This window comes from Ruegeria sp. HKCCA5491 (genome assembly GCF_013034565.1).
GTDB lineage: Bacteria > Pseudomonadota > Alphaproteobacteria > Rhodobacterales > Rhodobacteraceae > Ruegeria.
Genome location: NZ_WQGG01000010.1, coordinates 32,960 through 57,288 on the forward strand (window position 1 = coordinate 32,960; position 24,329 = coordinate 57,288).

General features: G+C 56.4%; 28 protein-coding genes. 14 read left to right on the forward strand and 14 right to left on the reverse strand.

What is annotated here, in order from left to right; genetic code table 11:
* Window positions 1-6: 6 nt before the first annotated feature.
* From gmk to GOV88_RS13905, 10 genes are all read left to right on the forward strand, one after another.
* Window positions 7-648 (forward strand): guanylate kinase, encoded by a 642-nt coding sequence (gene gmk / locus GOV88_RS13860; protein WP_171121443.1) that lies wholly within the window; start codon window positions 7-9, stop codon window positions 646-648.
* Complete coding sequence (locus GOV88_RS13865; protein WP_171121442.1) at window positions 645-1,166, forward strand: gamma carbonic anhydrase family protein; 522 nt, start codon at window positions 645-647, stop codon at window positions 1,164-1,166. The genes gmk and GOV88_RS13865 overlap by 4 nt, the downstream gene beginning before the upstream one ends.
* Window positions 1,167-1,188: 22 nt before the next feature.
* Window positions 1,189-2,235, forward strand: a complete 1,047-nt coding sequence (locus GOV88_RS13870) for an ATP-binding protein (RefSeq protein WP_171121441.1) — start codon at window positions 1,189-1,191, stop codon at window positions 2,233-2,235.
* A gap of 196 nt (window positions 2,236-2,431) precedes the next feature.
* Entirely contained in the window at window positions 2,432-3,472 is a 1,041-nt protein-coding gene (locus tag GOV88_RS13875; RefSeq protein ID WP_171121440.1) for a substrate-binding domain-containing protein, read from the forward strand.
* Window positions 3,473-3,556: 84 nt separating this feature from the next.
* Window positions 3,557-5,029, forward strand: coding sequence for a phosphate ABC transporter permease subunit PstC (pstC, locus tag GOV88_RS13880; protein ID WP_171240804.1), 1,473 nt, complete (start codon window positions 3,557-3,559; stop codon window positions 5,027-5,029).
* On the forward strand, window positions 5,026-6,387 hold the full coding sequence (pstA, locus tag GOV88_RS13885; RefSeq protein WP_171240805.1) for a phosphate ABC transporter permease PstA: 1,362 nt from the start codon (window positions 5,026-5,028) through the stop codon (window positions 6,385-6,387). Before pstC ends, pstA begins: the two co-directional genes overlap by 4 nt.
* Before the next feature lie 10 nt (window positions 6,388-6,397).
* Entirely contained in the window at window positions 6,398-7,195 is a 798-nt protein-coding gene (pstB, locus tag GOV88_RS13890; protein ID WP_171240806.1) for a phosphate ABC transporter ATP-binding protein PstB, read from the forward strand.
* A gap of 16 nt (window positions 7,196-7,211) precedes the next feature.
* Window positions 7,212-7,922, forward strand: a complete 711-nt coding sequence (gene phoU, locus GOV88_RS13895) for a phosphate signaling complex protein PhoU (protein WP_171121436.1) — start codon at window positions 7,212-7,214, stop codon at window positions 7,920-7,922.
* A gap of 3 nt (window positions 7,923-7,925) precedes the next feature.
* A complete protein-coding gene (gene phoB / locus GOV88_RS13900; protein ID WP_171121435.1) occupies window positions 7,926-8,615 on the forward strand; it encodes a phosphate regulon transcriptional regulator PhoB in 690 nt (229 codons plus the stop codon).
* A 123-nt stretch (window positions 8,616-8,738) separates the two neighbouring features.
* Window positions 8,739-9,968 carry an acyl-CoA dehydrogenase gene (locus tag GOV88_RS13905; protein ID WP_171240807.1) on the forward strand — a complete coding sequence of 410 codons (1,230 nt, stop codon included), beginning with the start codon at window positions 8,739-8,741 and terminating at the stop codon, window positions 9,966-9,968.
* Between the two features lie 167 nt (window positions 9,969-10,135).
* Here GOV88_RS13905 and GOV88_RS13910 read toward each other — a convergent pair whose 3' ends face one another.
* Window positions 10,136-11,005, reverse strand: coding sequence for an acyl-CoA thioesterase II (locus tag GOV88_RS13910; RefSeq protein ID WP_171240808.1), 870 nt, complete (start codon window positions 11,003-11,005; stop codon window positions 10,136-10,138).
* A gap of 246 nt (window positions 11,006-11,251) precedes the next feature.
* On the opposite strand from GOV88_RS13910, the gene GOV88_RS13915 reads away from it, so the two are divergent.
* Window positions 11,252-11,857: a 2-hydroxychromene-2-carboxylate isomerase gene (locus tag GOV88_RS13915; RefSeq protein ID WP_171240809.1), complete on the forward strand. Its 606-nt coding sequence runs from the start codon at window positions 11,252-11,254 to the stop codon at window positions 11,855-11,857.
* Window positions 11,858-11,947: 90 nt separating this feature from the next.
* On the opposite strand, the gene GOV88_RS13920 is transcribed toward GOV88_RS13915, so the two are convergent.
* Window positions 11,948-12,766, reverse strand: coding sequence for an SDR family oxidoreductase (locus GOV88_RS13920; protein WP_171240810.1), 819 nt, complete (start codon window positions 12,764-12,766; stop codon window positions 11,948-11,950).
* Window positions 12,767-12,932: 166 nt separating this feature from the next.
* Entirely contained in the window at window positions 12,933-13,073 is a 141-nt protein-coding gene (locus GOV88_RS13925) for a hypothetical protein (protein WP_171240811.1), read from the reverse strand.
* Between the two features lie 82 nt (window positions 13,074-13,155).
* Here GOV88_RS13925 and aroQ point away from each other — a divergent pair, with 82 nt between their 5' ends.
* Complete coding sequence (gene aroQ, locus GOV88_RS13930; protein ID WP_171121430.1) at window positions 13,156-13,605, forward strand: type II 3-dehydroquinate dehydratase; 450 nt, start codon at window positions 13,156-13,158, stop codon at window positions 13,603-13,605.
* Window positions 13,602-14,351, forward strand: coding sequence for a LuxR family transcriptional regulator (locus GOV88_RS13935; RefSeq protein ID WP_171240812.1), 750 nt, complete (start codon window positions 13,602-13,604; stop codon window positions 14,349-14,351). The genes aroQ and GOV88_RS13935 overlap by 4 nt, the downstream gene beginning before the upstream one ends.
* Before the next feature lie 383 nt (window positions 14,352-14,734).
* Here the strand turns inward: GOV88_RS13935 and tsf are convergent, their stop codons facing one another.
* From tsf to GOV88_RS13960, 5 genes are all read right to left on the reverse strand, one after another.
* A complete protein-coding gene (gene tsf / locus GOV88_RS13940; protein WP_171121428.1) occupies window positions 14,735-15,610 on the reverse strand; it encodes a translation elongation factor Ts in 876 nt (291 codons plus the stop codon).
* Between the two features lie 76 nt (window positions 15,611-15,686).
* Window positions 15,687-16,484 (reverse strand): 30S ribosomal protein S2, encoded by a 798-nt coding sequence (gene rpsB / locus GOV88_RS13945; RefSeq protein WP_171240813.1) that lies wholly within the window; start codon window positions 16,482-16,484, stop codon window positions 15,687-15,689.
* Between the two features lie 166 nt (window positions 16,485-16,650).
* Window positions 16,651-17,526, reverse strand: a complete 876-nt coding sequence (locus GOV88_RS13950; RefSeq protein ID WP_171240814.1) for a 1-acyl-sn-glycerol-3-phosphate acyltransferase — start codon at window positions 17,524-17,526, stop codon at window positions 16,651-16,653.
* On the reverse strand, window positions 17,492-18,247 hold the full coding sequence (locus GOV88_RS13955) for a GNAT family N-acetyltransferase (RefSeq protein ID WP_171121425.1): 756 nt from the start codon (window positions 18,245-18,247) through the stop codon (window positions 17,492-17,494). The genes GOV88_RS13950 and GOV88_RS13955 overlap by 35 nt, the downstream gene beginning before the upstream one ends.
* Window positions 18,248-18,345: 98 nt before the next feature.
* Window positions 18,346-18,528 (reverse strand): DUF3553 domain-containing protein, encoded by a 183-nt coding sequence (locus GOV88_RS13960; protein ID WP_170388360.1) that lies wholly within the window; start codon window positions 18,526-18,528, stop codon window positions 18,346-18,348.
* 43 nt (window positions 18,529-18,571) lie between these two features.
* On the opposite strand from GOV88_RS13960, the gene GOV88_RS13965 reads away from it, so the two are divergent.
* The gene (locus tag GOV88_RS13965; RefSeq protein ID WP_171240815.1) at window positions 18,572-19,168 is read left to right on the forward strand and encodes a histidine phosphotransferase family protein; all 597 of its coding nucleotides are present in this window, start codon (window positions 18,572-18,574) and stop codon (window positions 19,166-19,168) included.
* On the opposite strand, the gene GOV88_RS13970 is transcribed toward GOV88_RS13965, so the two are convergent.
* The 6 genes from GOV88_RS13970 to GOV88_RS13995 all read right to left on the reverse strand — a co-directional run bounded on the left by GOV88_RS13970 (window position 19,165) and on the right by GOV88_RS13995 (window position 24,303).
* Window positions 19,165-20,427: a glutamate-5-semialdehyde dehydrogenase gene (locus GOV88_RS13970; protein ID WP_171240816.1), complete on the reverse strand. Its 1,263-nt coding sequence runs from the start codon at window positions 20,425-20,427 to the stop codon at window positions 19,165-19,167. The genes GOV88_RS13965 and GOV88_RS13970 overlap by 4 nt on opposite strands.
* 25 nt (window positions 20,428-20,452) lie before the next feature.
* On the reverse strand, window positions 20,453-21,559 hold the full coding sequence (gene proB, locus GOV88_RS13975) for a glutamate 5-kinase (RefSeq protein ID WP_171240817.1): 1,107 nt from the start codon (window positions 21,557-21,559) through the stop codon (window positions 20,453-20,455).
* On the reverse strand, window positions 21,547-22,581 hold the full coding sequence (gene obgE / locus GOV88_RS13980; protein WP_171240818.1) for a GTPase ObgE: 1,035 nt from the start codon (window positions 22,579-22,581) through the stop codon (window positions 21,547-21,549). The genes proB and obgE overlap by 13 nt, the downstream gene beginning before the upstream one ends.
* Before the next feature lie 37 nt (window positions 22,582-22,618).
* Window positions 22,619-23,155, reverse strand: coding sequence for a GNAT family N-acetyltransferase (locus tag GOV88_RS13985; protein WP_171211500.1), 537 nt, complete (start codon window positions 23,153-23,155; stop codon window positions 22,619-22,621).
* Between the two features lie 249 nt (window positions 23,156-23,404).
* Window positions 23,405-23,674 carry a 50S ribosomal protein L27 gene (rpmA, locus tag GOV88_RS13990; protein WP_010440093.1) on the reverse strand — a complete coding sequence of 90 codons (270 nt, stop codon included), beginning with the start codon at window positions 23,672-23,674 and terminating at the stop codon, window positions 23,405-23,407.
* Window positions 23,675-23,685: 11 nt separating this feature from the next.
* Entirely contained in the window at window positions 23,686-24,303 is a 618-nt protein-coding gene (locus tag GOV88_RS13995) for a 50S ribosomal protein L21 (protein WP_171240819.1), read from the reverse strand.
* Window positions 24,304-24,329 lie beyond the last annotated feature (26 nt).

The window sequence follows — 24,329 nt, forward strand, 5'->3', positions numbered from 1 at the left end:
CGCCAAATGGCGGATCGACGCGGCCTACTTATCATTCTGTCCTCGCCCTCTGGTGCAGGAAAATCCACATTGGCCAAACGGTTGATGCAGTGGGATACCGATCTGGAGTTTTCGGTCTCGGCCACCACCCGCGCGCCGCGTCCGGGCGAAGAACACGGTCGCGAGTATTTCTTTCTGACGGAGGATGCGTTCAAACAGCAGGTCGCCGAAGGGCAGATGCTGGAACACGCGCATGTTTTCGGGAACTTCTACGGCTCACCAGCCGGGCCTGTCCGCGAGTCGATCAACAGCGGAAAGGACGTTTTGTTCGATGTGGATTGGCAGGGTGAAGTTCAGATCCGCAACTCGGACCTTGGCAAACACGCGCTTTCGATCTTTATCCTGCCGCCCTCGATCCCGGAACTGCGCCGTCGGTTGGAAAGCCGTGGCCAGGACAGTGACGACGTGATCGCCAAACGGATGCTCAAGAGCTGGGACGAAATCAGCCATTGGGGGTATTACGATTACGTTCTGGTCAATGACGATCTGGATTCGACGGAAGAAAAGCTGAAGACCATCGTCAGCGCCGAACGTATGCGCCGTATTCAGCAACCCAGCCTTCAAAACCACGTTCGCGCACTACAAAATGAATTTGAGGGCCTGTCATGACAATCTACGCCTTGGGCGAGCATACGCCGCAAATTCACGATGACACATGGGTTGCACCGGACGCCAACCTGATCGGTAAAGTGGTGATGGAGCAGGGCGCCTCGGTCTGGTTTGGGTCCACCATCCGCGCCGACCATGAAGAGATCCGCATCGGCGAAGGCAGCAATGTTCAGGAAAACTGCGTCATGCATATTGATGCAGGTTTTCCCCTGACTATTGGCAAGAACTGCACCATCGGCCACAAGGTTATGCTGCATGGCTGTACGATTGGCGAGAACTCTCTGATTGGAATGGGGGCGATCGTCCTGAATGGGGCAAAGATTGGCAAGAATTGCCTGATCGGGGCAGGGGCTTTGATTACGGAAGGCAAAGAGATACCGGATAATTCACTTGTTATGGGATCACCGGGCAAGGTTGTGCGCACATTGGACGATGCAGCCGCGAAGGGTCTGACCCTAAGCGCCCTGCATTACCAGAGCAATATGCGCAGGTTCCGGGATACGATGACGGCGGTCTGATTACCTCCAAGAGGTTTTTTCCATGTCAAATGACCAGCTCACCGAATTTGTCGCGGCCGTTCCCATGCCGGCTTTGGTGGTCGATCAAACGGAACGCATTATCGCCGCCAACACGCACGCCAAAACCTTGCTTGGCGCGGGGATCGAGGGTCGGCACTTCGCAACGATCCTGAGGCAGCCTCAGGTCATCGAAGCCATGGAGCAGAGCCTGCGCACAAAAGGGCCGGCGAAAACGCGTCATCTGGCGAACGACGGGGCGCAGGACACAACCTTCGAAGTTCAGTGCCGGTATATGAACGGCGTCGGAGCGGTTTCCGGCGGCGCTGTGTTGGCCATCTTTCAGGATGTCACCCATCTGGAGCAGGCCGGTCAGATGCGTCGTGACTTCGTTGCCAATGTCAGTCACGAGCTGCGAACCCCTCTGACCGCCTTGATGGGGTTCATTGAAACCCTACGGGGACCTGCCCGTGACGATGCCGTCGCGCGCGAGCGGTTTCTTAAGATCATGACCGAGGAAGCCAACCGCATGAACAGGTTGGTGGGTGATTTGCTTTCATTGAACCGGGTTGAAAGCGAAGAACGCGTCCGCCCGAAAGAGCAACTGGAACTGACGGGAATGATGCAGTCGATTTTGAACTCGGTACGTCCTTTGGCCGAGGACGCCGGTGTCGAACTGACCCTTTCGGCGGATCAGGGGCCTGTTACGTTAACCGGTGACAGCGATCAGCTGCGTCAGGTTTTCACCAACCTGATCGAAAACGGAATCAAATACGGCGGCAGCGGTGGAGTGGTCAAGGTACGCATCACGTCCTCGGACCGGGATACGGCGATGCGTGGTCCTGCTGTAAGGGTACAGGTCATCGACAAGGGGCCGGGAATCGATGCGACACACTTGCCGCGTCTGACTGAGCGATTCTATCGCGCCGACAGTCATAGATCGCGTGAGCTGGGCGGAACGGGGCTGGGCTTGGCCATTGTGAAGCATATTGTAAATCGCCACCGTGGTCGCCTGCGCGTGGAAAGCGACCTTGGAAAAGGTTCTGTGTTTACAGTTATTTTGCCGCGATAACTCGGTTCAGATTCTGTCTATGGTCGTCCAATTTGTCAGTTTTTGGCCGATATTTCTTTCGTAACGTCACCTTCAAACAAAGCAAGGTGTCATAAAAGCGTTACAAACCTGTCACAAAAGGCTTACGCACGGCTCTTAGGGGTGCCGCAGGATCATCATGGGGGTGATCAAATTCTATCCTTTCAGGGAGACTGAAATGTCCTTTGTAAAACTGTCGGCTTCGGCTCTTGCCATCTCTGCAATCTCGGCCACTGCTGCCGCTGCTCGTGATCAGGTTCAGGTAGCTGGTTCTTCGACCGTCCTGCCTTATGCTTCGATTGTTGCTGAAGCCTTCGGTGAGAACTTTGACTTCCCGACACCGGTTGTTGAATCGGGCGGTTCGTCGGCTGGCCTCAAGCGCTTCTGCGAAGGTGTTGGTGAAAACACCATCGACGTTGCCAACGCATCGCGCGCTATCCGCGAGAAAGAAATCAAAGCCTGCGCCGAAAACGGTGTAACGGACATCATCGAAGTTCAGATCGGCTATGACGGCATCGTTTTCGCATCCGACATCAACGGCAACTCGTTCGAGTTCACGCCGGAAGACTGGTACAAAGCGCTGGCAGCCAAAATCGTCGTGGACGGTGAAGTTGTCGACAACCCCAACAAGACCTGGGCCGACGTGAACCCGGACTTCCCGGCGCAGCCGATCGCAACCTTCATTCCGGGCACCAAGCACGGCACCCGTGAAGTGTTCGAAGATAAGGTTATCTTGGCTGGCTGTGAGCACCTGGGCGATTTCGAAGTGTTCAAGGCAGCTGCCGGCGACGACAAGAAAGCAGCCGAGAAACAGTGCATCGCGATCCGCACCGACGGCGTGTCGGTCGACATCGACGGCGACTACACCGAAACTCTGGCCCGTATCGACAGCAACAAGGACGGCATCGGCGTCTTTGGTCTGGCCTTCTACGAGAACAATACCGACAAGCTGCAAGTTGCGACCATGTCGGGCGTTGTTCCCTCGACCGAGTCGATCGCATCAGGTGAGTATCCGGTTTCGCGTCCGCTGTTCTTCTACGTGAAAAAAGCCCATATCGGCGTGATCCCCGGTCTGAAAGAATATGCTGAGTTCTTCGTCGCGGACGAGATCGCAGGCCCCGACGGCCCGCTGGCAGAATACGGTCTGGTCTCGGATCCTGAACTGGCGAAAGTACAGGAAACAGTTGCGAACGAAACCGTTCTGGGCGGCGGTTCCTAATATATCTTGTGAACGGAACCGGGGCGTAATATTCGCGCCCCGGTTCTTTTTGACTCCTCCACTTGCGATACCATCGGAGTTCTCATGGCATTATCCTGGCTGCTGCTTATCCTGCTTGCGCTGGCAGTGATCGGTTTCTTCACGGGTCGCTCCCGTGCCTTGGCAAGCGCAGGAGGAGACGCGCGCGATTTGCATTCGCTGCCGTCCTATTATGGGTACAATGTCGCCCTGTCAGCGTTGGTTCCGGCACTTGGCGTTTTGATTGTATGGCTTCTTGCCCAGCCGATGATCGTGAACAGTACGGTTTCCAGCCTTATCCCCGAGCAGTCGATCCCAGAAGGTTCTGATCGCGGCCTCATAATGAGCGAAGTACGTCGTGTGGCCGTTGGGTTGGATGGGGCAGTCGCCGCAGGCGCAATGACCGAAGCGCAGGCCCAAGACGCGAATTCGGATATTGATCAACTGACGGCAACACTAAAGGACGCCGGGCAGGTACTGACACAGGAGATTTCTCAGCCGATCCTGATTGCGGCGCAAAAATACCGCAGTATGACGTCGACCGGATCGGTTGCCATGCAGGCCATTGTTCTGGCTGTCGCACTTTTGGGGGCAGCGTTCGCTTATATCCGCACGCATAAAGAATTCCGCGCCCGTAACGTGGTCGAGCAGGCGGTTCTGGCGCTACTGCTGCTGGCGGCCTCTATCGCGATCTTGACAACCGTGGGCATCGTTTTGTCGATGCTCTTTGAAACGCTGAACTTCTTCCAGCTTCATTCGTGGAAAGACTTCTTCTTTGGCAGTACTTGGGCCCCCAACTTCCGTGGCGGGTCAGAGCTGTCGATCCTTCCGCTGCTGTGGGGTACGCTCTATATCTCGTTGATTGCGTTGCTGGTCGCGGTACCGATTGGCCTGTTCGCGGCGATCTACCTGTCGGAATACGCCACGGGCGCGACGCGCGCTGTGGCGAAACCGCTGCTTGAAATCCTAGCCGGTATCCCGACCATCGTTTACGGTCTGTTTGCCCTTTTGACGGTCGGCCCCGCATTGGTGTCGATGTTCGGCGAAGGCGGTGCGCTGGGGGTTGGCTGGATGGCCAGCTCGAACGCGGTGCTGACTGCGGGGCTGGTAATGGGCATCATGCTGATCCCGTTCGTGTCCTCGCTGTCGGATGACATCATCAACGCGGTTCCGCAGTCGATGCGCGATGGGTCGTTGGGATTGGGTGCTACAAAGTCCGAAACCGTGCGTCAGGTGGTTCTGCCCGCTGCTTTGCCGGGTATCGTGGGTGCGATCCTGCTGGCCGCCAGCCGCGCCATTGGTGAGACAATGATCGTGGTTATGGCCGCCGGTGCAATCGCCAAGTTCTCGGGCAACCCGTTCGAGGCGATGACGACCATCACAACCCGGATCGTCAGTCAGTTGACCGGCGATACCGACTTTGCCAGCCCTGAGACGCTGGTGGCTTTTGCGCTGGGTCTGACCCTGTTCATCATCACGCTGGGGCTGAACATCTTCGCCCTTTATATCGTACGCAAATACCGGGAGCAGTACGAATGACCGATATTTCCCAAACGCCTGGCGCTGCTCCTGCTGCAAAGCCCAGGGGTGGCTCACTGTTCGAGAAAGACGCGCGCACCAAACGCCGTAATGCCGCCGAGGGTCGGTTCAAGCTGTACGGAATTGCCGCCATCGGGATCGGCCTGCTGATGCTGATCATTCTGGTCACGAAAATCGTGACAGCAGGCACCGGCGCCTTCCAGCAGAGCTTTCTTGAGCTGAATGTCGAACTAAAGGCCGACAAGCTGGACAAGAAGGGCAACCGCAACATCGAAGATATCAAAAAGGTCTCGACCTTCGGTTACGCCCCGCTGATTGCCTCGGCGCTTGAGGCCGAAGTACAAAAACTTGGCATTCAGACGGATCTGAAACCCAAAGATATGGGTAAGATCCTGTCAAAATCGGCGCAGGCTCAGTTGCGGAACTACGTGATCGCCAACCCAGATGAGATCGGCAAAACCGTCAGCTTCCGCTTTCTGGTCAACAGCCGCGTCGATGGGTATATGAAAGGCCGCGTCACCCGTGAGTCCATCGCCAATGACAAAAGCATAACGGCTGCACAGTTGGATTTTGTAGATCAACTGCGGGACGCGGGTGTGCTGTATAAGGCGTTCAACCCCGATTTCATCTTCGGCTCTGACGCTTCAGACCAACGGCCCGAGGCCGCGGGGATCGGTGTGTCTATGCTGGGATCGCTGTTCATGATGTTCGTGGTGTTAGCTTTGGCGCTGCCGATCGGTGTTGCGGCCTCAATCTATCTTGAGGAATTTGCGCCACAGAACCGGCTGACAGATATCATTGAGGTGAACATTTCGAACCTGGCCGCCGTCCCGTCGATTGTGTTTGGTATTCTGGGTCTGGCCGTGTTCATCAACTATATGCACCTACCGACCTCGGCGCCGCTGGTGGGCGGTCTGGTGCTGACGCTGATGACGTTGCCGACGATCATCATCTCGACACGCGCGTCGCTGAAGGCGGTGCCGCCGTCGATACGCGATGCAGCCCTTGGGGTAGGGGCCTCGAAAATGCAGGCTGTGTTCCACCATGTGCTGCCGCTGGCCGCTCCCGGCATTTTGACCGGGACCATCATTGGTCTGGCGCAGGCGCTTGGCGAAACCGCACCGCTGCTTTTGATCGGGATGGTGGGCTTTATCGCCTCGAACCCGCCGGATGGGATTGTGGCGGGGTTCCTATCGCCGAACTCGGCCATGCCTGCACAAATCTACGAATGGTCCAAACGCGCTGACCCTGCTTTTTACGAACGTGCTTGGGGGGGAATCATCATTCTGTTGATCTTCCTCGTGACAATGAACACCATCGCGGTACTCCTGCGCCGCCGCTTTGAACGCCGCTGGTAAGGGGCTAATTATGAACGATATGACACGAGTGGAGAGAGCCGTGGACTCCAAAGCTATCAAGATCGCCGCGAACAAGGTTCAGGTCTATTACGGCGACACTCACGCCATCAAGGACGTGAACGTTGAGATTGAAGAAAAAACTGTGACAGCGTTCATTGGCCCGTCGGGTTGCGGCAAGTCCACTTTTCTGCGCTGTCTGAATCGGATGAACGACACGATCGACATCTGCCGGGTTGAGGGCGACATCTTGCTGGATGGTGAAGATATCTATGACAAGCGCGTTGATCCGGTGCAGCTGCGCGCCAAAGTGGGTATGGTGTTCCAGAAGCCGAACCCGTTCCCCAAGTCTATCTATGACAACGTGGCCTATGGCCCACGCATTCACGGCCTTGCCAAGAACAAGTCGGAACTGGACGAAATCGTTGAAAAATCCCTACGCCGTGGTGCGATCTGGGATGAGGTCAAGGATCGTCTGGATGCCCCCGGCACCGGCCTATCCGGTGGTCAGCAGCAGCGTCTGTGCATCGCACGCGCCATTGCGACTGCACCGGAAGTCCTTCTGATGGATGAGCCGTGCTCGGCCCTTGATCCAATTGCAACCGCACAGGTCGAGGAACTGATTGACGAGTTGCGTTCGCGCTATTCGGTGGTGATCGTGACCCACTCGATGCAGCAGGCCGCACGGGTCAGCCAGAAAACTGCGTTTTTCCACCTTGGGAACCTCGTTGAATTTGGCGAGACAGGCCAGATTTTCACCAACCCCGAAGATCCCCGCACCGAAAGCTACATCACCGGCCGGATCGGTTGAGGACAGGTATCAGATCATGACTGAACAACATATTGCATCCGCTTTCGACCGCGATCTCGAAGCGATTCAGGCCCACATCATGAAAATGGGCGGTCTGGTTGAGGCCGCCATCATGGGCGCCGCTCGCTCGCTGGAATCACGAGATGAAGAGCTGGCCCAGCAGGTCCGCGCAGGCGACAAGGCCATCGACGCGCTGGAAGAGTTGATCGACGAAGAAACTGCGCGTCTTATCGCCTTGCGGGCGCCGACGGCCAGTGATCTGCGTCTGGTGCTGTCGGTGCTAAAGGTTTCAGGCAACCTGGAACGTATTGGGGACTATGCCAAGAACATCGCCAAGCGCACTACGGTTCTGGTCAATGCGGGTGAGATCAACGGCAGCGCTGCGGCTCTTCGCCGTATGGCCCGCGAGGTTGAACATATGCTGCGTGACGCGCTGGACGCCTATATCCAACGTGACGCAGAACTGGCCACCGATGTCATCAACCGTGATGAAGAGGTGGACCAAATGTATAACGGCCTCTTCCGCGAGTTTCTGACCTTCATGGCCGAAGACCCGCGCAACATTTCTTCCTGTATGCACTTGCATTTCATTGCCAAGAACATCGAACGCATGGGCGACCACGTCACCGCCATTGCCGAACAGGTTGTCTATCTTGTCACGGGTGAACGCCCCGCCGAGGCGCGACCCAAGGCCGATATCACGTCGCACACCCCGCAGGAGATCTGACACATGTCCGCCGACCAACCCACCGTTCTTGTGGTCGAAGATGAGCTGGCACAGCGTGAGGTGCTGGCGTACAACCTTGAGGCCGAGGGGTTTCGGGTGGCCAAGGCCGAGAACGGGGACGAGGCCCTGCTTTTGGTCGATGAGGACAGTCCGGACATCATCGTTCTGGACTGGATGATGCCAAATCTCAGCGGGATCGAGGTTTGCCGCAGGCTAAAATCAAGGCCCGATACGCGTTCCATTCCGATCATTATGCTGTCTGCTCGCACGGAAGAGGTCGACAAGGTGCGCGGTCTGGAAACCGGAGCGGATGACTATGTGGTCAAGCCATATTCGGTTGTCGAACTGATGGCCCGGGTCAGAACTCAACTGCGGCGCGTACGGCCTGCAACAGTGGGCATTAGGCTGGAGTTCGGTGATATCATACTGGATTCCGAAACACATAAGGTCAGCCGAGACAGTAAACCTCTGAAGCTTGGCCCGACAGAATTCCGTCTTCTGAGCACGTTCATGGAAAAGCCGGGGCGTGTTTGGAGCCGTGAGCAGCTATTGGACCGCGTGTGGGGCCGCGATATCTATGTCGATACACGGACGGTAGATGTGCATATCGGACGGTTGCGCAAAGCATTGACCCAACATGGTGGCGAAGATCCTGTTCGCACCGTACGCGGTGCAGGTTACGCTCTGGGGTAAAGCCGGGCAGGGGACACGCGTAATCGACCATGAGAAAAACTCATGGTTGGTTGCGAATCTCTTACTGTCATTTGAAAGGCTGACAGGTTAGTTTGCGCCCAGATATTTGAGCGGAGACACACCATGAACGCCCCCAATACGAAGCCCACCTTGCGCGCCAAAGATGCACCGGACTTGGGGCAATTCGCCTGGGACGATCCATTCCGTCTGTCTGATCAGTTGACGGAAGACGAGCGGATGATTTCCGACAGCGCGCGGGCTTATGCGCAGGAAAAGCTGCAGCCCCGAGTCACCGACGCCTTTCAGAACGAAGAAACCGACCCCGAGATCTTTCTGGAAATGGGTGAAATGGGCCTGTTGGGGACAACGATCCCTGAAGAATACGGTGGCTTGGGCGGGGGATACGTTTCCTATGGTTTGGTCGCCCGTGAAGTAGAGCGCGTGGACTCTGGTTATCGTTCGATGATGTCGGTTCAAAGCTCATTGGTGATGTACCCGATCTATGCCTATGGCAGCGAAGAACAACGCCGAAAATATCTGCCCAAACTTGCCAGCGGTGAATGGATTGGGTGTTTCGGGCTGACCGAACCGGATGCTGGTTCAGACCCGGCCGGTATGAAAACCCGTGCCGAAAAGATTGACGGCGGCTATCGGCTGACCGGTAGCAAAATGTGGATTTCGAACTCTCCGATTTCGGATGTCTTCGTGATCTGGGCCAAGTCGGATGCGCATGACGGTAGAATTCGTGGGTTCGTTCTGGAAAAAGGCCTCAAGGGGCTGAGTGCTCCGAAAATTCAAAACAAGATGAGCTTGCGTGCGTCGATCACTGGTGAGATCGTTCTGGATGGTGTCGAAGTGGGCGACGATGCTTTGTTACCGCATGTGCAAGGTTTGAAAGGCCCGTTTGGCTGTCTGAATCGCGCACGCTATGGAATTAGCTGGGGCGTCATGGGCGCAGCCGAGGCTTGTTGGCATGGCGCACGTCAATATGGCTTGGACCGAAAGCAATTCGACAAACCTTTGGCCCAAACACAGTTGTTCCAACGCAAGCTAGCTGACATGCAGACCGAGATTGCGTTGGGGTTGCAGGGCAGTCTGCGTGTCGGTCGTCTGATGGATCAGGCCGAAGCAGCGCCTGAGATGATTTCGATCGTCAAGCGCAACAACTGTGGTAAGGCGCTTGAAATCGCACGCATGGCCCGCGACATGCATGGCGGCAACGGGATTTCTCTGGAATTCCAGGTGATCCGCCACATGGTCAACCTTGAGACGGTAAACACCTATGAAGGAACGCATGACGTGCATGCCTTGATCCTCGGACGCGCGCAAACCGGATTGCAGGCGTTTTACTAAGGGGATTTTACTGTTGAATCGCAGGATGGAAGTCCTGCGATTTTTCATTGTAGGGCTGCAATGATTGTTCGCATAATCTGTATTATGGTTAAATTGCGAATATGCGGCGTTAGAAAACAGCCGTACAAACAGCATTTGCCTTGGAAATTTGATGTTAAAACAGAATCTTACGAGCTCCTTTGGACTTTCCGCATTAACCCTTCCTGAGCAACCGATGCCACCAGGATTCCGTCTTCGGAATAGATTGAGCCTCGATTAAAATTCCGGCCTCGTCCGGTCCACGGGGAATCCATTGAGTATAAGTGCCAGTTCTCGAACCGCACCGGGGCGTGAAACCACATGGCGTGGTCAAGGCTTGCGCCATTAACTTCGCCTGTGAACCAGCTCAGCCCATGTGGTCGCATCCCAGAACTCAACAGGCTCATGTCGGACGCATAGGTCAGTAGTAATTGTTGCGTTCTTTCATCTGCTTGCTTTGCGGCATTCATGCGCATCCACATTTGGTTGCGATCGTCTGTTTTCTCTGGTTTCAAAGGATGCACATGGTTGACTTCTCGCACTTCAATTGGACGTTCACGCATCAGTTCGCCATGCAATCGTTCCGGAAGCGCGCTCAGGTATTTTTCCTTTAGCTCTGTGCGTGCTGGATAATTTTCCGGCTTTTCCAGTTGCGGCATATCATGCTGATGATCCCAGCCTTCGTCGCGCACATGAAACGATGCGGACATGTTCAGGATTTGCTTTCCGTGTTGAATTGCAACGACCCGGCGCGTTGTAAATGAACCTCCATCTCGGGCTCTATCAACTTGATAAATAACAGGTATTGATGGATCGCCAGGTCGAATAAAATATGCGTGTAAGGAATGGCACAGCCGTTCGTCCACTGTGCGATACGCGGCGGCAAGCGCCTGGGCAACCACCTGCCCGCCGAATATCCGTGTGGATGTTTCGCCGCCTGACCCTACGCCCCGATAAAGGTCAACTTCCAATCTTTCGAGGTTCAAAAGGTCTATGAGAATACGTTCTGCCTCGGTCATACGGGGTCTCCAATTGGATTTAAGACATGGCGTAACAGCCTAGCCCGTTTCGTTCAATAATTGCCCTGACTGAATGCCGTAGGGCGAATCGATTTCATGAGGCATCACTAAGCAGATCGGCAGGAAATCGGCGGAATTCGCCTGCTGTCGCACTTTAAGGGCATCAGTCTGTTAAACTGTTGGCAGTTGGAGAATCATTTGCTTGTGGTGAGTGCGTAGTAGCCATATTCCTTCAGGAGGAAGAACATGTCGCAAGCCATAGATTTTATTTATGATTTCTGCAGTCCAAATGCGTTTCTTGCGCATAAGATACTGCCGGAATTGGCCGACAGACACGACGTGGAAATCAACTTGGTGCCAGTGTTGCTGGCAACAGTTTTCAAGGCCACGAATAACCAAAGCCCGTTTCAGGCCTTTTCCGACATCCGTCAGAAAAGTGCTTACCTCACGCATGACCTGCACCGTTTTGCCAGACGTCGCGGTTTGAGTTTCCACATGAGCCCGCACTTTCCCGTAAACACGAAATTTGCCATGCGGGGTGCAGTTTATGCCAAGGGAAAATCATGGGAAAACAAATATGTAGATGCCTTATTTGACGCGATTTGGGTGCATGGCCAAAAGGTTGATGAGCTTGGCGTTTTGATGGATATCCTACAGGAAAACGAATTGCCTGTTCGCAAGCTTCGCGAGGCGATGACAAGTGTCGAGGTCAAACAGCAGCTTAAGGATCAAACAAAAGCTGCTGTAAGAAAGGGCGTATTCGGTGTGCCTACGTTCTTTGTTGGGTCTGAGATGTTCTTTGGAAAGAACAGCCTTGGCAACCTTGAACTAGAGCTGTCCGGTCCGTCGTGATTAATTGTCGCCCGTTGGCCGAAGTGCGTATGCTCAAACTGTTAGTCAGTTTAAAGGCTCGGAAACTTCGGCATCTACCGCAACATAGTCTTAGAGGGCCTCAGCGAAGATGTTTCCAGCGGTCACCACGTTAATGCCACCTGAAACCGGAATGACGGCTCCGGTTACATAGCTGCCGCCGCGCCCGCAGAGAAACAGCATACAACCGGCAATGTCTTCTTCGCTGCCGACCCGGCCAAGCGGAACGGATTTCCCTACTTTGGCCCTTACGTCCTCGTCCGCAGTCGCGAACGCTGTCATTCGGGAAACAAACGGCCCCGGGGCCAACGCGTTCACGGTGACATTGTATGGTGACAGTTCCTTTGCCATGATCTTTGTCAGGTGCAGAACCGCCGCCTTCGATGCCGAGTAGCTATAGGCACCGTCCCCCATTGGGACCTCTCCCATCACGGATCCGACGTTGACCACGCGGGCAGGATCATCGGGCGTGCCGGACTTCATCAGCATTGGCAACAGTTTTTGGGTCAGGTCAAAAATCCCGGCGACGTTTACAGACATCACTTTGTCCCAGGCTTCGTAGGGAAACTGCCCCATCGGCGCGCCCCAAGTAACGCCCGCATTGTTCATAAGGATGTCGAGTCTTTCCGTCCGCTTCCCAACCTTGGACACCATGTCATCGATACCCTCTTTGGTGCCGACGTCGCCTCCGAACCCTTCGGCGCTGCCCGGGGCATCCAGGGCATTCAACTCCTCTGCCACGGCTTCGCAGGCATCGCGGTTTCGCGAGGCGATCAGAACACGGGCCCCTGCCCTAACCAAGGCTTCGGCGGCCATGCGCCCAATTCCAGTCGCGCCACCTGTCACGAGCGCTGTTTTGCCGTTCATTGAGAACAACGTTTCTGGGGTCATGATCTTTCTCCTCCGAGCTTTGGTTGGCGTGCAAAGACTGCCGCGATCCGGCGCGCAACTGCAATTTGAAGGTGCGCTTGGCCGGGATCGTGATGTTTTTTGCGGTGACGCCAGTGTTCTTTCTGATTGGATAACAGGGATAACGGGGACGACATGCAAGCATTACTCAACGTCGCGCCTGAAAGAGCGTGATCTTGGTTTCGCTGACACCGTCGGACAGTCGCATCTTGGGTAAAGCGGTTTTCGTCGTGGCGCGCAGCTCGGGAAGGCGAACAGCCGCTCCATGGAACTGTGTGGGAAGGGCCATTCCCTTATGTTCGAAAAATTGCAGGCGGTGGACATTCCTACCTTTTCGCGTTTATGAACTTGTAAACAGGAACAGTGAGATAATGCACAAAGCTCTGATTTTAAACGGTCCGAACCTAAATCTTCTGGGCACGCGTCAGCCTAAGGTTTACGGTAGCACCACGCTTGAAATGATTGAAAGCTTGTGTGTGAAACACGGCAATTCTGTCGGTTTGGACGTATCGCATTTCCAATCCAATCATGAAGGTCAGCTTATTGATGCAATTCACGTTGCCAAGGGCACCCAGCACGGAATCGTTCTGAACGCTGGAGCGTATACGCATACGTCGATCGCGTTGATGGATGCCATCGCATCAGTTGAGTTGCCTGTTGTCGAAGTACACCTGTCCAATATCCATGCGCGTGAAAGCTTTCGGCACAACTCGTACATTGCGCGTGTGGCAATCGGGCAAATTTGCGGGTTTGGACCGCAGAGCTATATATTGGCACTGGATGCATTGTCTGCCCATTTGAACGCAAGGGCTTCTACATGAAGCTAGCAGAGTATCTCCATTTTCTCAGCTATACAAAAACGCTGGAGGAGCTTTGGGACGCTCATTGCAGGCAAATGGCCGAGTATGGTTTCGATCGCCTGCTCTATGGGTTCACGCGCTATAGAACTGAAACGTCGCTGGGTGATCCCGAAGACTTTGTGATCCTGACCAACCATGGCAGGGATTATCTGGACGGGTTCCTGCGGGATGGTCTGTATTTCAACGCTCCGATGCTGAAATGGGCATTGCAGAACGAAGGCGCCGGTAGTTGGAAAATTACTCAGGACATGATGGAGGACGGCACGCTTACAGAGCTTGAGCGCAAGGTTATTGAGTTCAATCGTTCCAAGGGTGTTGCGGCCGGTTATACGGTCAGCTTCAATTCTGTATCTATGCGCTCGAAGGGTGCAATCTCTCTTTCAGGCTGCGGCTCGCGCACACAGGAAGAAGTTGATGAGGTATGGGCCGAGCATGGCGAAGACATTTTGTTGATGAACAATGTCGCGCATCTCAAGATTTTGACCCTGCCCTACAATGCCCCCAACCGCGCGCTGACTAAGCGGCAGCGCGAAGCTCTGGAATGGGTGGGTGACGGTAAAACGACGCAGGACATTGCCCTGCTGATGGGGCTGACCGCAGCGACTGTCGAAAAGCATCTCAGGCTTGCACGCGAGTCGCTTGCCGTGGAGACGACGGCTCAAGCTGTTCTCAAAGCATCGCTGCAAAACCAAATGTTCATTATGTAGGCAAAATCGCTGAGTTATTGACGCTTCTCTGCGTCAATTTACCCTAGGTAAGGAAAACATGACTTCCCGAATCTGAGCGTTTGGTTGCAAAGTGATATTGTTCCGTGAGTGGTGGCTTTAGCCTGGGAACATTTGGTCGGATCTTTGCAATAACAAAGCTCTTTGATCGCTCTGGCAAAGGGGCGTCTATTCGTCCACGTACCTATGTCGGAAATTGTGGGGGGCCTCGACCATCCCCATCATGCGGGGCCCCTCATTCTAACCAATGAGCACAGGACACTTCGGTGTCCTTTTTTATTTGCGCAAGCAAAAGGCCGGCCACGCAATGCGTAACCGGCCTTTGCAGTTATCTCAGAACCCCAAAGCAGGTCCTGAGATCAAATTTAGCCCTGAGCGGCTTTGGCAACTTCGGCTGCGAAGTCTTCTTTTTCGACAACGATGCCTTCGCCAACTTCCAAACGGATGAAGCCGGTGATGGTTGCGCCCGCCTCTTTGGCTGCTGCTTCAACGGTCAGGTCGGGGTTCACAACGAATTGCTGGTTCAGCAGAGTCGATTCCGCCACGAACTTCTTCATGCGGCCTTCGATCATCTTCTCAATCACCTGCTCGGGCTTGCCGGATTCGCGGGCGATGTCCATCTGAACCTGCTTTTCCTTCTCGACAACCGCCGGATCCATATCGGCTTCGGACAGAGCTGCAGGGTTCACAGCCGCGATGTGCATCGCAACCTGCTTGCCGATCGCTTCGTCGCCACCGGTCAAAGCGACCAGAACGCCGATCTTGCCCATGCCGTTGGTGGCCGCGTTGTGGACATATGACACAACAGTGTCGCCCGACAGCTTGGCCATGCGGCGAACCGACATGTTTTCGCCGATGGTGGCGATCTTGTCGGTCAGTGTGTCTGCAACGGTCTTGCCACCCAGGTCAGCCGCCAGCAGTGCGTCAACATCAGCAACGCCTTCAGCCGCATAAGCGATCTTGCCAACCATTTCCTGGAACTCGGCGTTCTTCGCAACGAAGTCGGTTTCAGAGTTCACTTCGACAGCGACACCATTGCCGCCGTCAACGTGAACAGCAACCAGACCTTCGGCTGCGGTACGGCCCGATTTCTTGGCCGCCTTGGCCAGACCTTTGGTGCGCAGCCAATCAACGGCCTCATCCATGTTGCCGCCGGTTTCGGTCAGTGCTTTTTTCGCGTCCATCATGCCTGCGCCGGTCGAGTCGCGCAGTTCTTTTACCATTGCTGCTGTGATTGCCATTTTTGGCTCTCCTCAATTCAAACGGAATTGGGGCAGGTCATACCCTGCCCCATATGTCATTTACGTGACGGGCAGCTTACCCTTCGGCAGGGGTTTCTGCGTCGGCTTCTGCGGGCGCTTCTTCCGCAACGGCTTCTTCAACCGGAGCTTCTTCGAACGCGCCCAGGTCAACGCCTGCGGCACCCATCTGAGCGGTCATACCGTCCAGAGCTGCACGTGCGGCCAGGTCACAGTACAGGCCGATTGCGCGGGCTGCGTCGTCGTTTCCGGGGATGATGTAATCCACGCCGTCGGGCGAGCAGTTGGTGTCGACAACAGCCACAACCGGGATACCCAGCTTGTTGGCTTCGGCGATGGCCAGTGCTTCTTTTTTGACGTCGATGACGAACAGCAGGTCAGGAACCCCGCCCATTTCGCGGATACCGCCCAGCGAAGCCTGCAGCTTAGCTTGGTCACGCTCCATGCCCAGACGCTCTTTCTTGGTCAGGCCTTCGGCACCGGATTCCATCGCTTCGTCGATCTGGTTCAGACGATTGATCGACTGGGAAACGGTTTTCCAGTTGGTCAGCGTGCCACCCAACCAGCGGTGGTTCATGTAGTACTGAGCCGACTTTTCAGCCGCTTCAGCGATCGGGCCAGCGGCCTGACGCTTGGTACCAACGAACAGAACGCGGCCACCTTTTGCAACGGTGTCACGAACGGCCTGTAGCGCCTGATCCAGCATCGGAACGGTCTGGGTCAGGTCCATGATGTGGATGCCATTGCGCGAGCCGTAGATGAACGGGCCCATGCGGGGATTCCAACGCTGTGTCTGGTGACCAAAGTGAACGCCAGCTTCCAACAGCTGACGCATGGTGAACTCGGGAAGAGCCATGCTATTTTCCTTTTCCGGTTTACGCCTTGGCGGGGGTGAAAGAAGCGGATGCTCCAACCGGCGGTCCTGATGAGGATGTCTCCCTCAAAAAGCCCAAACCCCGCCTGCGGGTTTGATTGGCGCGCGTATACGGCAGCTTTAATAGCAACGCAAGAGGCTTTTGCCCTTATTTTTCAAGCTGCGCCAGACTGTGTGCGTGACGAACCGCCGCTTCGCAATGCGCCGCCAGTTCTTTGCGGTTGGCGAAGTCGCTGACCTTAGCGGGTGTGTGGTAAATCAATTCGATAGAGCCCTGACGCCGCGCCCCGAGTGTTTTCAGCAGATGCGGTCCGAAATCCATGTCCCCCCACCATCCGTAAAACCTGTCTGGCTCCCCTTGGGGCGCGTGATAGATCACCGAAACCGGCTGTACGTACATGAAATCACGTAGTTCATCTGTGAAGAACGCCGCAAAGAGCGTTGTTTTAAATGGCAAAACGCGCAACCCGTCCGTCGATGTGCCCTCGGGGAAGAACAGCAATTTGTGACCGGCGGTCAAACGCTCTTGAAAAAGAAGCGTCTGTTCGCGCGCCTTTTTGCGGTTTCTTTCGATGAAAACCGTGCCAGTTGCGCGGGCCAGCCAACCGATGCCGGGCCATTTGGCGACCTCTGCCTTCGACACAAAGTATACTCTTTTGCGCGCGTTCAGCGAAAAAATGTCCAGCCAGGATGAGTGGTTTGCGACAACCGCTCCGCGCTGCGTCATCAATTCACCGGACCCTTTGAACCCGATGCCGAGAATACGCAGGGCATTTCGACAGACGAATTGCGTAATGAACGGAGTCACTGGGCGACGTAGCCCGAAAAAGGGGATTTCGATCAGACGCAGGACGAGAAGGATGGCAAGGCCGCCAAGCAGCAACACAACCAACGGTACACCCCGCAGGATGGCAAGCGCCCAGCCCGAAACGCCAAGTTCGATGGGGTCAGGGGCATCTTCGCTGTGCCAGGACGATTCACTCAACGCTTCATGCTCCGCTATAAATTCGCCGTTGGCGTTCATTCATGCGCGCCGTGTCGAGGATCAGGCACACATCCGTTGTGTTAAAGGTGTGGTCGATAAACGCCCCCTCGCCCACGAACCCGCCCAGTCGCAAATAGGCTTTGATTAGGGCGGGCACTCGCACCATGGCCGCGCGACGATCCAACGCGTCCGCGTCGACGATATTCATAGACTGAAACACGTCAGGTTGCGCCCGGACCCTTAAGTCCGGTGGGGCAAGATGGTTGTGATGCAGCATGGACAGAGGCTGCGCCAAAGCCTGCACATCGGTGCCGTGAAAGCTGGCAACGCCGAACAGAACTTCGATCTGTCGTTCTGACACATACCTCGCCAGACCATTCCACAGATGGTACATCGCCGTACTGCCCCGATAGTTGGGGTGCAAGCAGGAACGGCCCAGTTCCAACAGCCTACGGCCGCTGTCTCTCAGGACGGTCAGATCGTATTCGTCTTCGGAATAGAATTGACCCAACTCTGCGGCACGTTCGCCCGGCAACAGCCTGTAAACACCCACAGTTTCGCCGGTCTGGTCGTCGATGGCTAGCATGTGATCGAAATAGGGATCGAAGCGATCCCGCTCAAGCCCAGCCTCGTGGTCGACCATCTCTCCGCCGCCGCCCAGCTCCCGCACGAACACGTCATATCGAAGGCGCTGCGCAGCGCGCAGTTCGGCCTCTGTCTCGGCAAGTTTGACGGTGAAGGATGGGCCCGCGTCCGGCATCTGATGTTCCGTGTTGTTTCAGCGCTGATACCGCAGGTTTCGGGGGGATGGCAACATAGGGTAAGACCGACCGGACGTTAACCTTTCCTAAACCAGTTTCACGGATCAAAGACAGGCATCAGGGCGATGCGCGATCCGTCAATCACCACTTTCCCCTGCTCGCGGAAGTTAACGGTGATTTTGCCACCGATGTTGGACTGCACCTGTCCAATGCCCCAATCGGGGAAATCGGGGTGGCGGACATACATGCCCGGTGCAAGAATGGCATTGAGGTCTGACATGACTGGGCTCCGGGTCCGGTGGCAGATACAGCAGGAGGTACGCATGAGCGCTACAGACGTCAACCTGGCCGAACTGATCGGCTCGCGGATCTGCCACGACCTGATCAGCCCAATTGGCGCGATCACCAACGGGCTGGAACTGCTGGAGATGGTTGGCGGCACGCAAGGTCCAGAGATGGAACTGATCGCGGGCAGCGTGGGCAGCGCTGGGGCGCGGATAAGGTTCTTTCGCGTGGCCTTCGGGTCCACAAGTGATCAGCCCCTTGGCCGGGCTGAAGTCGCCGAGCTTTTGAACGATGTGGAAAAGGCAGGTCGGGTGCGCGTGAGCTGGCATCTGACCGAAGCCGTTCCGCGCAATCAGGTCAAACTGGCGTTTCTGGCGATGATGTGCTGCGAAAGCGCGATGCCACTGGGCGGAGAGGTCAACGTGCAAAATGACGGGCTAAACTGGGTCATCACAGGCGTTGCCGACAGGCTCAACCTTGATGGTGGCCTTTGGAAAAACCTCCCGACGGGCCGTTTTGTAGACAAAGTTACCTCGGCGCAGGTTCAGTTCGCCCTTCTTCCGGATGCGGCCGCTGCAATGGGGCGACGGGTTGCTGTAGAGACCACTGCAACCCGAATTGTGATCCGGTACTAACTGCGGACGGTGCCGTTGCCGCGCACCAGATATTTGAAACTGGTCAACTGAGCCGCCCCCACCGGCCCGCGTGCGTGCATTTTACCGGTGGCGATCCCGATCTCGGCGCCCATCCCAAACTCACCGCCATCAGCAAATTGGGTCGAGGCGTTGTGCATCAGGATCGCGCTGTCGAGGCGTTCAAAGAACCGGGCAGCGGCCTGCGTATCTTCGGTCATGATGCAGTCGGTATGGTTCGAGCCGTACTGACGGATATGCGCGATGGCCGCGTCGATATCCGCGACGGGCTTGGCGGCGATGATACTATCGAGGAATTCCTTTCCCCAGTCTTCATCGCTGGCGGCTTGCGTGCCTTCGACGGCCAAGGCGCCCTCGGCATGAACCTCGACCCCGGTGGCCAGCAAGGCGGCGATGACATCGTGGCCCAGCGTCTCGGCCACATCCTGATGGATCAGCAGGCATTCGGCAGCACCGCATATCCCCGTCCGGCGGGTCTTGGCGTTCAGCACCACGTCGAGCGTTTTGGCCGGGTCCGCAGCTTTGTCGATATAGATGTGCACGATCCCTTCGAGATGCGCAAAGACCGGTACGCGGGCTTCGCGTTGCACCAACCCAACCAGACCTTTGCCGCCGCGCGGGACAATGACGTCGACATAGTCGGTCATTCGCAACAATTCCTGAACGGCCGCCCTATCCCGTGTGGGGACTAACTGAATAGCGTCTTCGGGCAGGTTCGCGGCCTTCAATCCTTCGACCAGGCAGGCATGGATCGCGCTCGAAGAGTGAAAGCTCTCGGACCCGCCGCGCAGGATCACGGCATTCCCTGATTTCAGGCACAAGGCACCGGCATCCGCCGTCACGTTCGGGCGACTTTCATAGATGACGCCAATGACGCCGAGCGGTGTACGCACGCGCTGAATGTTGAGGCCGGACGCCATGTCCCATTCGGAAAGAACCTCACCGACTGGGTCAGCCTGATCAGCCACGGTTAGCAGCCCATCGACCATACCTTGCACACGGGCTTCGTCCAGCATCAGACGATCCATCATGGCCGGGCTCAGGCCCTTTTCGCGCCCGAACTCGAGGTCTTTCTTGTTGGCTTCGACGATCTCTGCGCGACGTGCCCATACTGCATCGGCCGCCGCGATCAGGGCGGCGTGCTTACGCTCGGCACTGGCAAAGGCCAGTTCGGACGAAGCGGCCTTCGCCCGTGCACCGAGATCAGCCATCAGGGCGGGAATGCTGTCAAAATCCTTCATCTCAGGTGCCTTTCTCGTGTGTTTTTCATAGCGCCAGGTCGTCCCGGTGGATGAGAACAGCGCGGCCGGGATAGCCCAGCGTGGCTTCGATCTCTGACGACTTGCGGCCCTTGATTGCGTCCGCCTCTTGCGCGGTATAGCGGCTGAGTCCTTGGGCCAACCGCCGCGCCTGTGGGTCGATGATTGCCACAGGATCGCCGCGCCCGAAATCTCCGGTCACTTCGACGATACCCGCTGGCAGCAGGCTTTTGCCATTGCCAAGGGCCCTCGCCGCGCCCGCATCAACCACGATTTCACCACGCGGTTTCATGGCCGAAATCCAGCGTTTGCGCGCCGCGTGCGGATCGACCGTTGCGGTGAACCATGTGCAATTGGCACCATTTTCGAGTGTTTTCAGTGGGTTCAGTGGTGAACCTTCGGTGATTGCCATATCGCAACCTGCCGCCGTCGCCATCTTAGCCGCCAGCAATTTGGTTTTCATCCCACCCTTGGACAGGCCCGAACCGGCGTCACCCGCCATTTCTTCAATCTCTGGCGTGATTTCCTCGATCACGTCATAGCGTGTGGCCGAGACATCCTGAACAGGGTTGCCGGTATAGAATCCATCCACGTCCGACAGCAGGATCAACTGATCTGCACCGACTGTAACGGCGATCTGGGCAGCCAGACGATCATTGTCGCCGTACCGGATCTCATCCGTTGCGACCGTGTCATTCTCGTTGACAATCGGCACCACGCCAAGGCTTAGCAATGTCTCAAGCGTCGCGCGTGAGTTCAGGTAGCGGCGGCGGTCGGCGCTATCCTCCAAGGTCACCAGAACCTGTGCTGTCGTAATATTGTGCGGGGTCAGCGCCTCTTCATAGGCGCGGGCCAGCCGGATTTGACCAACGGCGGCCGCGGCTTGTGATTGTTCCAGAGGCAGGGCATCCATAGGCAGCCCTAAGACACCCCGCCCTAAGGCGATCGACCCGGACGACACCAAAATGACGTCAGTCCCCTGCCCCTTGAGCCACGCTACGTCCTGTGCCAGTGAATGCAGCCAATCTGAACGCAACAACCCTGAATTTCGGTCCACCAGCAAGGCGGACCCGATCTTTACAACCAGTCGTTTCGCCGACGTCAGGGTTGCCAAGGTGCGGCCTCCTCGGCGGGTTTGTGGCGCACGCGGTTGTCATCAATTTCGGCACGTAACGCACGCAGCACCTCGGTCACGCCCAGATGCGCAACACCGGACATGGCCATGACGGGGCGGCCCACCGCTTCTTCCAGTTCAGCCTTGGCTAGTTCTTGTTCTTCGTCATCTAGTGCGTCGACCTTGTTCAGCACCGTGATCCGAGGTTTCTCGGCCAGTTCTCCGCCATAGGCCTCAAGCTCGTGAATGATGGTGCGGTAATCTTCGGCCACGGATTCCGAGGTGCCATCGACCAGATGCAGCAACACGGCGCAGCGTTCGACATGGCCCAGAAAGCGGTCGCCAATGCCGCGCCCCTCATGCGCGCCTTCGATCAGGCCGGGGATGTCGGCGACAACAAATTCCACGTTATCCACGGCTACAACGCCCAGATTGGGGTGCAAAGTAGTAAAAGGATAATCCGCGATTTTGGGCCGTGCGTTCGAGGTCGCCGCCAGAAAGGTCGATTTGCCCGCATTGGGCATCCCCAACAGACCGACATCGGCGATCAGTTTGAGCCGCAACCAGATGGTGCGGTCGATCCCTGCCTGCCCCGGATTGGCCCGGCGCGGCGCCTGGTTGGTGGCCGACTTGAAATGCAGGTTGCCGAAACCGCCATTGCCACCCTTGGCCAGCAGCACGCGCTGCCCGACCTCGGTCAGGTCGCAGATCACGGTCTCTTCGTCTTCGTCCAGAATTTCGGTCCCAACAGGCACGCGGAGGACGATATCATCGCCGTCCTTGCCGGTACGCTGCTGGCCGCGGCCGGGTTGGCCGTTCTTGGCAAAGAAATGCTGCTGATAGCGGAAGTCGATCAGTGTGTTCAGGCTGTCTACAACCTCAACCCAAACGGAACCGCCTTTGCCGCCATCGCCGCCATCAGGGCCGCCATATTCAATGTATTTTTCGCGCCGGAAACTGACGCAGCCGCCCCCACCGGCCCCGGACCGGATGTAGACCTTTGCAAGATCGAGAAATTTCATGTCTGTCCCCTACTGCAAAGGCCCCATCGGCCACAAGTCAGAGTTTCTTTGTATATGTCCAGGTGGGCACATTTGCATCGCGCGCCACCGAATAGCTTTCCGCATCGCCCAGATATTCAAACCCACAATGGGTCAGAACCCGCGCCGAGGCAGGGTTGTCCTGAAATACACTGGCGAACATGTTGGCGTTCTCCAACGGGTTGGAGTTTACCAACGCTTCTACAGCCAGCGAAGCGACGCCCGTGTTCCAGTAGACGGGCGCGACCCAATAGCCAACTTCGGATTGGTTGCGATCCAGTCGCGTCAACGAAATCAGGCCGATAAGCTCGGGGCCGCCATCCTTGGTCGCGTCCATGGCCCAAACATCCTCGTCCCGGTCATCAGACATGGCACGGGTCACAAAGGCTTCGGTCGATCCAGGCGGCAGCGGATGTGGGATTGCTGTCGTCATCCGCGCCACGCGTTCATCACCTGCATAGTGTTCAATGAGACCCATATCCGACCGGCGCAACGGGCGCAGGTCGAACCGCTCGGTTTCTATCACCGGCTGGTTTATTATTGTCTCAAGCTTCATGAGTGCGTTCCTCCTCCGAACAACACGTAAATTGCGGACGCAACAGTGAAACCAATTAACGCCCACATCAGATATTTGCGGCCCAGACGATCTTCAACCGCATGGGCAATCCGTCCCTGAAACAGGGGCGGTATGGTGCTTGCTGCGTGTGTCATCGGGCTCATAGATCAAAACTGTGTTAAAAACGAGAAAGGGGACCGGCATTTTCTGCCGGTCCCCCATTTATTTCTAAACCTTATGGGTTTCGGCTTACTCTGCGGCCTCCGCCACTGGCAGGACCGAAATAAAGGTGCGGTTCTTGAGTCCCTTATGGAACTTCACGGCGCCATCAACAGTTGCAAAGATTGTGTGATCCTTGCCCATGCCTACGCCTTCGCCCGGCCAGAACTTGGTGCCGCGCTGACGTACGATGATGTTGCCTGCGATGGCCGCTTGGCCACCATAGAGTTTTACGCCAAGGCGACGACCCGCTGAGTCGCGACCGTTACGGGAGGAACCGCCAGCTTTTTTATGTGCCATTCTCTCTCTCCTTAGCCTTTGGCCAGTTCTTTGGCCTGTTCAACCCATTCGGGTTTCACTTTGACGGTGTCGATAGCAGCAATCTGCTCGTCCGACAAGGCGGCCAGAGCGGCAAAGCTCTCGATACCAGCGTCGTTCAGCTTTTTGGCGGCGGCGGGGCCGACACCGTTCAGCTTGGTCAGATCGTCAGCGGCAGCAGCAGCGGGTGCTTCTGCTTTGGCTTCAGCTTTCTTCGCAGCGGGCTTTTTCGCCGCCGGAGCAGCTTCGCCAGCAGGCGCGGAACCGGTTGCGGCTTTGATGCCCGACTTGTCAGCGCCCGACGACAGGATGTCAGTGATCTTGACCAGAGTCAGTTTCTGACGGTGGCCAACGGTACGCTTCGAGCTGTGCTTACGACGGCGCTTGACGAACTTGATGACCTTGTCACCTTTGATCTGTTCGATCACTTCGGCCTGTACGCCTGCGCCTTCAACGAAAGGTGCGCCAACGACCGGAGCGTCACCGCCCAGCATCAGAACATCGTTGAATTGAACTTTTTCACCTGCGTCGGCAGCCAGCTTTTCAACGCGGAGGATATCGCCCGCCTGAACCTTGTACTGCTTGCCGCCAGTCTTGAGGACCGCAAACATTGCGTCTTTCCTTTGTCTAACCGCGT

What these genes read in the sequence shown, in the direction of transcription:
- rpmA (WP_010440093.1), bottom strand. Translation starts at nt 23,674, where the DNA reads ATGGCACATAAAAAAGCTGGCGGTTCCTCCCGTAACGGTCGCGACTCA.
- gmk (WP_171121443.1), top strand. Translation starts at nt 7, where the DNA reads ATGGCGGATCGACGCGGCCTACTTATCATTCTGTCCTCGCCCTCTGGT.
- tsf (WP_171121428.1), bottom strand. Translation starts at nt 15,610, where the DNA reads ATGGCAATCACAGCAGCAATGGTAAAAGAACTGCGCGACTCGACCGGC.
- GOV88_RS13865 (WP_171121442.1), top strand. Translation starts at nt 645, where the DNA reads ATGACAATCTACGCCTTGGGCGAGCATACGCCGCAAATTCACGATGAC.
- GOV88_RS13935 (WP_171240812.1), top strand. Translation starts at nt 13,602, where the DNA reads ATGAAGCTAGCAGAGTATCTCCATTTTCTCAGCTATACAAAAACGCTG.
- phoU (WP_171121436.1), top strand. Translation starts at nt 7,212, where the DNA reads ATGACTGAACAACATATTGCATCCGCTTTCGACCGCGATCTCGAAGCG.
- GOV88_RS13965 (WP_171240815.1), top strand. Translation starts at nt 18,572, where the DNA reads ATGAGCGCTACAGACGTCAACCTGGCCGAACTGATCGGCTCGCGGATC.
- GOV88_RS13905 (WP_171240807.1), top strand. Translation starts at nt 8,739, where the DNA reads ATGAACGCCCCCAATACGAAGCCCACCTTGCGCGCCAAAGATGCACCG.
- GOV88_RS13995 (WP_171240819.1), bottom strand. Translation starts at nt 24,303, where the DNA reads ATGTTTGCGGTCCTCAAGACTGGCGGCAAGCAGTACAAGGTTCAGGCG.
- GOV88_RS13985 (WP_171211500.1), bottom strand. Translation starts at nt 23,155, where the DNA reads ATGAAGCTTGAGACAATAATAAACCAGCCGGTGATAGAAACCGAGCGG.
- GOV88_RS13925 (WP_171240811.1), bottom strand. Translation starts at nt 13,073, where the DNA reads ATGGCCCTTCCCACACAGTTCCATGGAGCGGCTGTTCGCCTTCCCGAG.
- pstB (WP_171240806.1), top strand. Translation starts at nt 6,398, where the DNA reads ATGAACGATATGACACGAGTGGAGAGAGCCGTGGACTCCAAAGCTATC.
- phoB (WP_171121435.1), top strand. Translation starts at nt 7,926, where the DNA reads ATGTCCGCCGACCAACCCACCGTTCTTGTGGTCGAAGATGAGCTGGCA.
- GOV88_RS13960 (WP_170388360.1), bottom strand. Translation starts at nt 18,528, where the DNA reads ATGTCAGACCTCAATGCCATTCTTGCACCGGGCATGTATGTCCGCCAC.
- pstA (WP_171240805.1), top strand. Translation starts at nt 5,026, where the DNA reads ATGACCGATATTTCCCAAACGCCTGGCGCTGCTCCTGCTGCAAAGCCC.
- GOV88_RS13910 (WP_171240808.1), bottom strand. Translation starts at nt 11,005, where the DNA reads ATGACCGAGGCAGAACGTATTCTCATAGACCTTTTGAACCTCGAAAGA.
- obgE (WP_171240818.1), bottom strand. Translation starts at nt 22,581, where the DNA reads ATGAAATTTCTCGATCTTGCAAAGGTCTACATCCGGTCCGGGGCCGGT.
- GOV88_RS13915 (WP_171240809.1), top strand. Translation starts at nt 11,252, where the DNA reads ATGTCGCAAGCCATAGATTTTATTTATGATTTCTGCAGTCCAAATGCG.
- aroQ (WP_171121430.1), top strand. Translation starts at nt 13,156, where the DNA reads ATGCACAAAGCTCTGATTTTAAACGGTCCGAACCTAAATCTTCTGGGC.
- GOV88_RS13970 (WP_171240816.1), bottom strand. Translation starts at nt 20,427, where the DNA reads ATGAAGGATTTTGACAGCATTCCCGCCCTGATGGCTGATCTCGGTGCA.
- GOV88_RS13875 (WP_171121440.1), top strand. Translation starts at nt 2,432, where the DNA reads ATGTCCTTTGTAAAACTGTCGGCTTCGGCTCTTGCCATCTCTGCAATC.
- GOV88_RS13950 (WP_171240814.1), bottom strand. Translation starts at nt 17,526, where the DNA reads ATGAACGCCAACGGCGAATTTATAGCGGAGCATGAAGCGTTGAGTGAA.
- pstC (WP_171240804.1), top strand. Translation starts at nt 3,557, where the DNA reads ATGGCATTATCCTGGCTGCTGCTTATCCTGCTTGCGCTGGCAGTGATC.
- rpsB (WP_171240813.1), bottom strand. Translation starts at nt 16,484, where the DNA reads ATGGCTCTTCCCGAGTTCACCATGCGTCAGCTGTTGGAAGCTGGCGTT.
- GOV88_RS13920 (WP_171240810.1), bottom strand. Translation starts at nt 12,766, where the DNA reads ATGACCCCAGAAACGTTGTTCTCAATGAACGGCAAAACAGCGCTCGTG.
- GOV88_RS13955 (WP_171121425.1), bottom strand. Translation starts at nt 18,247, where the DNA reads ATGCCGGACGCGGGCCCATCCTTCACCGTCAAACTTGCCGAGACAGAG.
- GOV88_RS13870 (WP_171121441.1), top strand. Translation starts at nt 1,189, where the DNA reads ATGTCAAATGACCAGCTCACCGAATTTGTCGCGGCCGTTCCCATGCCG.